7 protein-coding genes are annotated in these 8,814 nt (G+C 71.7%); 5 read left to right on the forward strand and 2 right to left on the reverse strand.

Going from position 1 to position 8,814, the window contains the following annotated elements; genetic code table 11:
- Nucleotides 1-122: 122 nt before the first annotated feature.
- Nucleotides 123-512 carry a cell division protein SepF gene (locus tag ACFW2E_RS14860; RefSeq protein ID WP_384466338.1) on the reverse strand — a complete coding sequence of 130 codons (390 nt, stop codon included), beginning with the start codon at nucleotides 510-512 and terminating at the stop codon, nucleotides 123-125.
- Between the two features lie 280 nt (nucleotides 513-792).
- Between ACFW2E_RS14860 and ACFW2E_RS14865 the strand changes: the two genes are divergently transcribed.
- Nucleotides 793-2,481, forward strand: coding sequence for a hypothetical protein (locus ACFW2E_RS14865; RefSeq protein ID WP_384466350.1), 1,689 nt, complete (start codon nucleotides 793-795; stop codon nucleotides 2,479-2,481).
- Between the two features lie 9 nt (nucleotides 2,482-2,490).
- Here the strand turns inward: ACFW2E_RS14865 and ACFW2E_RS14870 are convergent, their stop codons facing one another.
- Nucleotides 2,491-3,006 carry a YceI family protein gene (locus ACFW2E_RS14870; RefSeq protein ID WP_384466340.1) on the reverse strand — a complete coding sequence of 172 codons (516 nt, stop codon included), beginning with the start codon at nucleotides 3,004-3,006 and terminating at the stop codon, nucleotides 2,491-2,493.
- An 88-nt stretch (nucleotides 3,007-3,094) separates the two neighbouring features.
- On the opposite strand from ACFW2E_RS14870, the gene ACFW2E_RS14875 reads away from it, so the two are divergent.
- From ACFW2E_RS14875 to meaB, 4 genes are all read left to right on the forward strand, one after another.
- Complete coding sequence (locus ACFW2E_RS14875) at nucleotides 3,095-3,592, forward strand: MarR family winged helix-turn-helix transcriptional regulator (protein WP_384466342.1); 498 nt, start codon at nucleotides 3,095-3,097, stop codon at nucleotides 3,590-3,592.
- A 127-nt stretch (nucleotides 3,593-3,719) separates the two neighbouring features.
- Nucleotides 3,720-5,528, forward strand: a complete 1,809-nt coding sequence (locus tag ACFW2E_RS14880; protein ID WP_384466344.1) for a methylmalonyl-CoA mutase family protein — start codon at nucleotides 3,720-3,722, stop codon at nucleotides 5,526-5,528.
- Nucleotides 5,528-7,705, forward strand: coding sequence for a methylmalonyl-CoA mutase (gene scpA, locus ACFW2E_RS14885; protein ID WP_384466346.1), 2,178 nt, complete (start codon nucleotides 5,528-5,530; stop codon nucleotides 7,703-7,705). Before ACFW2E_RS14880 ends, scpA begins: the two co-directional genes overlap by 1 nt.
- Nucleotides 7,706-7,711: 6 nt before the next feature.
- Nucleotides 7,712-8,701: a methylmalonyl Co-A mutase-associated GTPase MeaB gene (gene meaB, locus ACFW2E_RS14890; protein WP_384466348.1), complete on the forward strand. Its 990-nt coding sequence runs from the start codon at nucleotides 7,712-7,714 to the stop codon at nucleotides 8,699-8,701.
- Nucleotides 8,702-8,814 lie beyond the last annotated feature (113 nt).

Consider the following 8,814-nt stretch of genomic DNA (forward strand, 5'->3'; position numbering starts at 1 on the left):
GGGTGATGTGGGGGGCAGGGCCATGTCCGGACCGTAGGGCTCCGGCGTCACGGCGAACCGTTCCGGCGTCGGGACCTTCCTACGAACGAGGGACCGCGCCCGCGCGCGAGCTTTCCCCGCGCTCACGTCCCCGAGATACCGGCCCCCTCCATCAGGCCGCTGACCTCGGTGCCGGGCGGGGTGAGCAGGAAGACGTTGCGGTCGACGCGGTGCATCCCGCTGCCCAGTCCGAAGACGACGCCGGTGCTGAAGTCGAGGACGCGCTTGGCGGTCTCTGTCTCCGCACCGGAGAGGTCGAGCAGGACCGGCACGCCCGCCATGAGCGTCTCGGCCACTTCACGGGCGTCCGCGAACACATTGACCCGCAGGACGACGAACCGGCGCCGGGTCTCGGTCTCGGCGTCCGGGAGGGAGCGGTGGTTCACCGCGGACGGCCAGGCGTCGCGCCCTCGCAACGGCACGACCTGGGCGAGCCCCTCCCACTGTTCATCGGTGACGTCGTAACGGCTCACCGGATCCCCCCGAACTGACTCGCACTCAATGCCTGCACCGGCCAATTCTTACGCCAAGTCACCCGTTCGGCCCAACAACGACACGAAGCGCGACCATCCAGATGCCCCCCTTCTCACGCCCCGCGTGCGACACATGTACGAAAAAGCCCGTTTCTTACCGCCCTCACACCGGACTCTTCACCTCCTGCGACGCGTCGCTCACCGGTCGCGATTACGGTCCGATGTCGTGCACTTGGCAGAAAAACAGCTGGTGACTCCCGGCCGGCGGACGCAGTCGGCGGTGTCCGCCGCCCCGGGTACCCCGGCACAGTGGCACCGCGTCCTGACCCTCCTCGCCGACGTGAGCCTGTTCATCGGGACTCGGGCGGTGTGGACCCAGGCGGCCACCCACCGCCTGGTCCTCGCGGCGGTCATCTCCGTGTGCTACGCCTCGATCCTGGTCACCGGGGTGCTCGCCCTGACGGTCCGCCGCTCCCGCTCGCTGGCACGCCTGGACCTGGTGGTCCTGGTAACCGCGGTGACGCTCGCCCTGTGCAACTGGGCGCTGAACCACAGCGGCGGCGACGAGGCGGTGCTCACCACCCAGGCCGCCAGGGAGCTGGCCGCCGGGCACACCCTCTACGGACAGCCCTGGCCCTGGCTCTTCGCCGGCAAGGGCATCCCGCTCACGGCGACGATAAGCGGCAGTTACGACTTCACGTACGGCTATCCCCCGCTCGCCCCGCTGCTGGCCGCCCCGTTGCTGTGGCTGGGGCACGGCGGTGCCGCGGCGACGGCGGTGAGCACCTGCGCGCTGATCGTGGGCACGGTCGTGCTGTGGCGGATGCTGCCCCCTCCCTGGCGATCGGCGGCCACGATGGTCTGCCTGGGCTTCGGGTTCCTGCCCTCGTACGCCCGGCTCGGCTACCCGGCGATCCTCGGCATGGCCCTGCTGGTGCCGGTGGTGGTGCGCTGGCCGCGGACCGGGCAGGGCGGCAGGCTGGGTGCCGCCGGGATCGCTCGGGCGGCGTGTCTGGGGGCCGCGTGCGCGGCGCAGCAGCTTCCCTGGTTCGCGGCCCCGTTCCTGCTGGCCGGGATCTACGCGGTGCGCCGCGGCGAGCTGGGCCGACGCGCGGCGGGGCTGGTGATACTGCGGATCGTGGGGGTCGCGGCCTTGGTGTGGCTGCTGATCAACACGTACTTCATCGTCTCCGAGCCCGGCCCGTGGCTTGAGGGGATCGCCCTGCCGCTGACACAGGGCGCGGTGCTGCACGGCCAGGGTCTGGTGGGCATCTCGTTGTACTTCACGAACGGCAGTGACCGGCTCGACTGGTACTCGCACGCGAGCATGCTCTTCGCGGCCGCGCTGCTGGCGCTGCTCGTGCTGTTCGTACGGCGGCTGGGCCCGGCGGCGACCGTACTGCCCTGGCTGGCCTTCTACCTGGCGACCCGCTCCCAGGACGGCTACTACCTGATGATGACCCCGCTCTGGCTGGCGGCGGCGGTCACCGCGCCCCTGCCGGAGTTCGCGCACGCCTGGCAGCCGCGCCCCGGGCCGCTGACCGGGACCCGCCGCCGCCCGGCCCTGGCCGCGGCGATCGTGCTGCTGATCACGCCGCCGCTGGTGTGCGCGACCCTGGCGGCGTCGGGCAGGCCGCCGCTGCGGATGCAGGTCGCCTCGGTGCGCCGGGCCTCGGCGGACGTGGTCTCGACGCTGACCCTGAAGGTGGTCAACACGGAGGGCACCGCGCTCACCCCGCACTACATGCTCACCACGGGCCAGGGCATGACCAAGTACTGGTCGCTCGTGCGGGGTCCGGCCACGGTTCCCGCCCACAGCACGGCGACCGTCGAACTCCGGCCGCCCAAGGGCAGGTTCCCGCTTCCCAAGCCGAGCGTCCGGATCCGGCTGCGCGCCTTCACGGGGACCCCGCAGACGCTGTCCAGCCAGGACGTACGGCTGAGGAAGGGCACGGGCCGGACGGGCTGACCCGCCGGCTCAGGCCGCGGCGCGCGTGAACCGCAGCGTGGCGGTCACCGTGGTCAGCCCGCGCAGCATGCCCATCTGGTTCCAGCCCATGCCGAACCGGTCGCGGTCCACGGTGAACTCCGCCTCGAGGGTGAGCGCCCCGGCGTCCGCCCCGGCGAGGCGGGCGGTGAGGTCCTGCGGCCGGCTGACGCCGCGCACGGTCAGCTGTCCGGTGACGTGCGCCGTGTCGCCGTCGCGCGGCTCGGCGCCGCGGACGGCGAAGGTGATCTCGGGGTGGTTCTCGGCGTCGAAGAAGTCGGCCGAGCGCAGATGGGTGTCGCGCTTGGCGTTCCCGGTGTCCAGTGAGGCCGCCTCCAGCGTCACGGTGCCGGTGGCGGTCCCGTCGGGCCGGACCTCGCCGTGGCCGCTCACGGCGGCGAAGGTGCCCTTGACGGTGACCAGGCCCCAGAAGGTCCTGTGGCGAAGGGCCACGGTGGAGGCGGTCGGGTCGAGCTGCCAGAGGCCCGTTTCCACGGCGACGGTCATGGTCGTACTCCCGGTCTCAGTGGTTCAAATTTGGATGACCTCACGCTAACCCATCATTCAAATTTGGACAACAGGTAGACTCGATGCCATGGCCGCCCCCGACGAGCACCCCGCCGACCAGCCCGAATGTCCATCCCTGAAGGGCGACGGACTGCTCCCCGGCGAACTGCGTGCCTGGATGCTCCTGCTCGCCGCGACCGGGGCGGTGGAGCAGCGGCTGCGCTCCACGGTGAAGGAGAACCTCGACGTCTCCCACGACGAGTTCCTCATCCTGTGCCTGCTGGCCGAACACCCCCAGGACGGCCTGCGCATGACCCGGATCGCCGACCTCCTGGGCCGCCCCAAGACCCGGCTCACCTACCAGATCGCCTGCCTCCAGCACGCGGGTCTGGTCACCCGTCAGACGGTCTGCGGCGACAAGCGGGGCGTACAGGTCACCCTCACCGACAAGGCGCGGCGGCGGCTCCGCGACGCCTCCTCACTGCTCGCCGCGACGGTCAGGGAGGCGCTCGCCGAATTCGTCGGACCGGAGCAGCGCGAGGCGGTCAGCGGGCTGCTGCCGGGACTCGCCGACGGGACCTGCTGAGCGGCCCCGCCGACCGTACGAAAAAGGGCGTACGACACGGGAGAGGCACAGGTCACAACCACAAGATGGGCAACGTCACAGCCCCCGCGCTGCTGCCATTTAAGCGGCCTGCCCTAGCATCCGAGCCATGACGGTCCTGCCTGACGACGGGCTCTCACTGGCCGCCGAGTTCCCTGACGCGACACACGAGCAGTGGCAACGCCTGGTCGAGGGTGTGCTGCGCAAGTCGGGCAAGGAAGTCTCGGGCGACGCAGCTGAGGACGCTCTGTCCACGACGCTGGAGGACGGGCTGCGCACCCGGCCCCTCTACACCGCGCGCGACACCGCGCCCGACCCCGGCCTGCCCGGCTTCGCCCCGTTCGTGCGCGGCGGCCGCTCCGAAGGCAACACCGCGGGCGGCTGGGACGTACGGCAGCGGCACGCGGCGGTCGAGGACGGCGCGATCCTGACCGACCTGGAGAACGGCGTCACCTCGCTCTGGCTGCTCGTGGGCCGGGGCGGCATCCCGGTCTCCGGGCTCGCCCGCGTCCTCGACGGCGTCTACCTCGACCTGGCTCCGGTGGTACTCGACGCCGGCCGCGACGTCGAGGCCGCCGCGGCCGAACTGCTGCGGCTGTACGAGGAGCGGGGCGTCGACCCGAAGGCGGTGCGCGGCAACCTCGGCGCGGACCCGCTGGGTCACGAGGCCCGCACCGGCACCGCCCAGGACTTCGCGCCGGTCGCCGCCCTCGCCGCGCGGTGCGCCGAGACCTGTCCGGGGCTGCGCACGCTGACCGTGGACGCGCTGCCGTACCACGAGGCCGGCGGCTCGGCCGCGCAGGAACTGGGCGCCTCGCTGGCGACCGGCGTGGCCTATCTGCGTGAGCTGACCGAGGCGGGCCTCACCGTCGAGCAGGCCTGCGCGCAGCTGGAGTTCCGCTACGCGGCCACCGCCGACCAGTTCCTGACCGTCGCCAAGCTGCGCGCGGCGCGCCGGCTGTGGGCGCGGGTCGCCGAGGTCTGCGGGGCACCCGGCGCGGGCGCGCAGGTGCAGCACGCCGTCACTTCGCCGGTGATGATGACCCGCCGCGACCCCTGGGTGAACATGCTGCGCACGACGGTGGCCACGCTGGCCGCCGGGGTCGGCGGGGCCGACTCCGTCACTGTGCTGCCGTTCGACCACGCGCTCGGCCTGCCGGACGCGTTCGCCCGCCGCATCGCCCGCAACACGTCGACGATCCTGCTCGAGGAGTCCCACCTGGCCCGGGTGATCGACCCGGCGGGCGGCTCCTGGTACGTGGAGTCGCTCACCGACGAACTCGCGCGCGCGGGCTGGGAGTTCTTCCGCTCGATCGAGCGGGACGGCGGCCAGGCGGCCGTCCTGCGCTCGGGCCGGATCCGTACGGACCTGGCCACGACCTGGGCGGAGCGCTCCAAGAAGCTCGCCAAGCGGCGCGAACCCATCACCGGAGTCAGCGAGTTCCCGCACCTGGCCGAGAAGCCGGTGGAGCGCGAACCCGCTCCCGAGCCGCCGTCGGGAGGTCTTCCGCGCGTGCGCCGGGACGAGGCCTACGAGGAGCTGCGCGCCCGCTCCGACGCCCACCTCGCGGCGACGGGCTCCCGCCCCCGGGTCTTCCTCGCCACGATCGGCTCGGCCGCCGCGTACACCGCGCGCTCGACGTTCGCCGCCAACCTCTTCCAGGCGGGCGGCATCGAGCCGGTCACCGAGGGACGCTTCGAGGACAGCGGCGCCACCGAGGCCGTGCTGTGCTCCAGCGACGCCCTGTACGAGGAGCAGGCCGAACAGGTGGCCCGGTCCCTGAAGGAGTCGGGCGCCCGCCACGTGGTCCTCGCCGGCCGCCCCGCCGAGTACGCGGACATCGACTCGTACGTCTTCGCGGGCTGCGACGCCGTCGCCCTGCTGTCCGCGACCCTCGACCGCATGGGAGTGTCCTGATGGGAATCCCCGACTTCTCCGGCATCGAGCTGGGGACCGCCGAGGGAACCGCCGCCGACGCCGAGGAGTGGCGTACCGCCGTCAAGGGGGCAACCGGCGCCGAGGAGCAGCTCTGGGAGACCCCGGAGGGCATCGGTGTCAAGCCGCTCTACACCGGCCGTGACCTGGAGGGCCTGGACTTCCTGGGCACCTACCCGGGCATCGCGCCGTATCTGCGCGGCCCGTACCCGACCATGTACGTCAACCAGCCCTGGACGATCCGCCAGTACGCGGGCTTCTCCACCGCCGAGGAGTCCAACGCGTTCTACCGGCGCAACCTGGCGGCGGGCCAGAAGGGCCTGTCGGTCGCCTTCGACCTGCCCACGCACCGGGGTTACGACAGCGACCACCCGCGCGTGACCGGTGACGTCGGGATGGCGGGCGTGGCCATCGACTCGATCTACGACATGCGGCAGCTGTTCGACGGCATCCCGCTGGACAAGATGACCGTGTCGATGACGATGAACGGCGCCGTGCTGCCGGTGCTGGCGCTCTACATCGTGGCGGCGGAGGAACAGGGCGTACCGCCCGAGAAGCTGGCCGGGACCATCCAGAACGACATCCTCAAGGAGTTCATGGTCCGCAACACCTACATCTATCCGCCGAAGCCGTCGATGCGGATCATCTCCGACATCTTCGCCTACACCTCGCAGCGGATGCCGCGGTACAACTCCATCTCCATCTCCGGGTACCACATCCAGGAAGCGGGTGCGACGGCCGACCTGGAGCTGGCGTACACCCTCGCGGACGGTGTCGAGTACATCCGCGCGGGGCGGGAAGCCGGTCTGGACGTGGACGCGTTCGCGCCCCGCCTGTCGTTCTTCTGGGCGATCGGCATGAACTTCTTCATGGAGGTCGCGAAGCTGCGGGCGGCACGGCTGCTGTGGGCCAAGCTGGTCGGCCAGTTCGAGCCGAAGAACACCAAGTCGCTTTCCCTGCGCACGCATTCGCAGACCTCAGGCTGGTCGCTGACCGCCCAGGACGTGTTCAACAACGTGACGCGGACGTGTGTGGAGGCGATGGCGGCGACCCAGGGTCACACCCAGTCGCTGCACACCAACGCCCTGGACGAGGCGCTCGCGCTGCCCACCGACTTCTCGGCGCGCATCGCCCGCAACACCCAGCTGCTCATCCAGCAGGAGTCCGGCACGACCCGGGTCATCGACCCGTGGGGCGGCAGCGCCTACGTGGAGAAGCTGACGTACGACCTCGCCCGCAAGGCCTGGGCGCACATCCAGGAGGTCGAGCAGGCCGGCGGTATGGCGCAGGCCATCGACGCCGGCATTCCGAAGCTGCGCGTGGAGGAGGCGGCCGCGCGCACGCAGGCCCGCATCGACTCCGGCCGGCAGCCGGTGATCGGCGTGAACAAGTACCGGGTGGAGAACGACGAGGCGATCGAGGTCCTCAAGGTCGACAACTCCTCCGTGCGCGCCCAGCAGATCGAGAAGCTGCGGCGGCTGCGCGCGGAGCGGGACGAGACCGCCTGCCGGGACGCGCTCGACGCGCTCACCCGGGCGGCCGACGGCGACGGCAACCTGCTGGAACTGGCCGTGCGCGCGGCCCGCGCCAAGGCCACGGTCGGCGAGATCTCCGACGCCCTGGAGAAGGTGTACGGCCGGCACGCGAGCCAGATCCGTACGATCTCCGGCGTGTACCGCAACGAAGCAGGGGAGTCCCCGTCCGTGGACCGCACCCGTGCCCTGGTGGACGCCTTCGAGGAGGCCGAGGGCCGTCGGCCGCGCATCCTGGTGGCCAAGATGGGCCAGGACGGCCACGACCGGGGCCAGAAGGTGATCGCCACCGGCTTCGCGGACCTCGGCTTCGACGTCGACGTCGGCCCGCTGTTCCAGACCCCGGAGGAGGTCGCCCGCCAGGCGGTCGAGGCGGACGTCCACGTGGTCGGCGTGTCCTCCCTGGCCGCCGGTCACCTCACCCTCGTACCGGCGCTGCGCGAGAAGCTCGCCGAGGAGGGCCGGGAGGACATCATGATCGTGGTCGGCGGGGTGATCCCGCCGCAGGACGTGCCGACGCTGCTGGAGATGGGCGCGGTGGCCGTGTTCGGGCCCGGGACCGTGATCCCGGACGCGGCGCACGACCTGGTGAAGCGGCTGTCGGCCGACCTCGGCCACGACCTGTAGCGCCCCATGGCAGCGATCGATCTCGACACGTATGTGAAGGGTGTGCTCGACGGTAAGCGGGCCCTGGTGGCCCGCGCCATCACGCTCGTCGAGTCCACCCGGCCACAGCACCGGGCGCTGGCGCAGGAGCTGCTCACCGGGCTGCTCCCGCACAGCGGCCGGGCACGGCGGATCGGCATCAGCGGGGTGCCGGGCGTGGGCAAGTCGACGTTCATCGACGCGTTCGGCACGCTGCTGACCTCACTGGGGCACCGGGTGGCGGTGCTCGCCGTCGACCCGTCCTCCACCCGCACCGGCGGCTCCATCCTGGGCGACAAGACCCGGATGGAGCGCCTCGCGGTGGACCCGGACGCCTTCGTACGCCCCTCCCCCAGCGCGGGCACACTGGGCGGCGTGGCCAAGGCGACCCGCGAGTCCATGGTCGTGATGGAGGCCGCGGGCTACGACGTGATCCTGGTGGAGACCGTCGGGGTCGGCCAGTCCGAGACCGCGGTCGCCGACATGGTCGACTCCTTCCTGCTGCTCACACTGGCCCGCACCGGCGACCAGCTGCAGGGCATCAAGAAGGGCGTCCTGGAGCTGGCCGACGTGATCGCGGTCAACAAGGCGGACGGCCCGCACGAGCGCGACGCCCGCGCCGCCGCACGCGAGCTGGCGGGCGCCCTGCGGCTGATGCACGGCAAGGACGCCTTCTGGACCCCGCCGGTGCTGAGCTGCAGCGCCCGGGAGTCGACCGGCCTGGACATCGTCTGGGAGCGGCTGGAGCAGCACCGTACGCTCCTCGACTCCACCGGCCGGCTCGGCGCCAAACGGCGCGACCAGCAGGTCGGCTGGACCTGGGCGATGGTGCGCGACGAACTGCTCGGCCGACTGCACGCCGACCCCGCGGTACGCGAAGCCGCCCCCGCCCTCGAACAGCAGGTCAGGGACGGCTCGTTGACGGCGACGCTGGCTGCCGAACGGATCCTGGAGGCGTTCCAGGGGGGCGTCGGCTGACCGCGGAGGCGCGGGAACACACGAGGGCCCCGGAGTGCTTGGCGGATTCCAGGGGTCGTAGCAACACCGTGGTGAGTTGATCAAGCCGCGAGCAGTTTAGACAGACGCTCGGC

This window comes from Streptomyces sp. NPDC058964, from assembly GCF_042741275.1.
Lineage (GTDB): Bacteria > Actinomycetota > Actinomycetes > Streptomycetales > Streptomycetaceae > Streptomyces.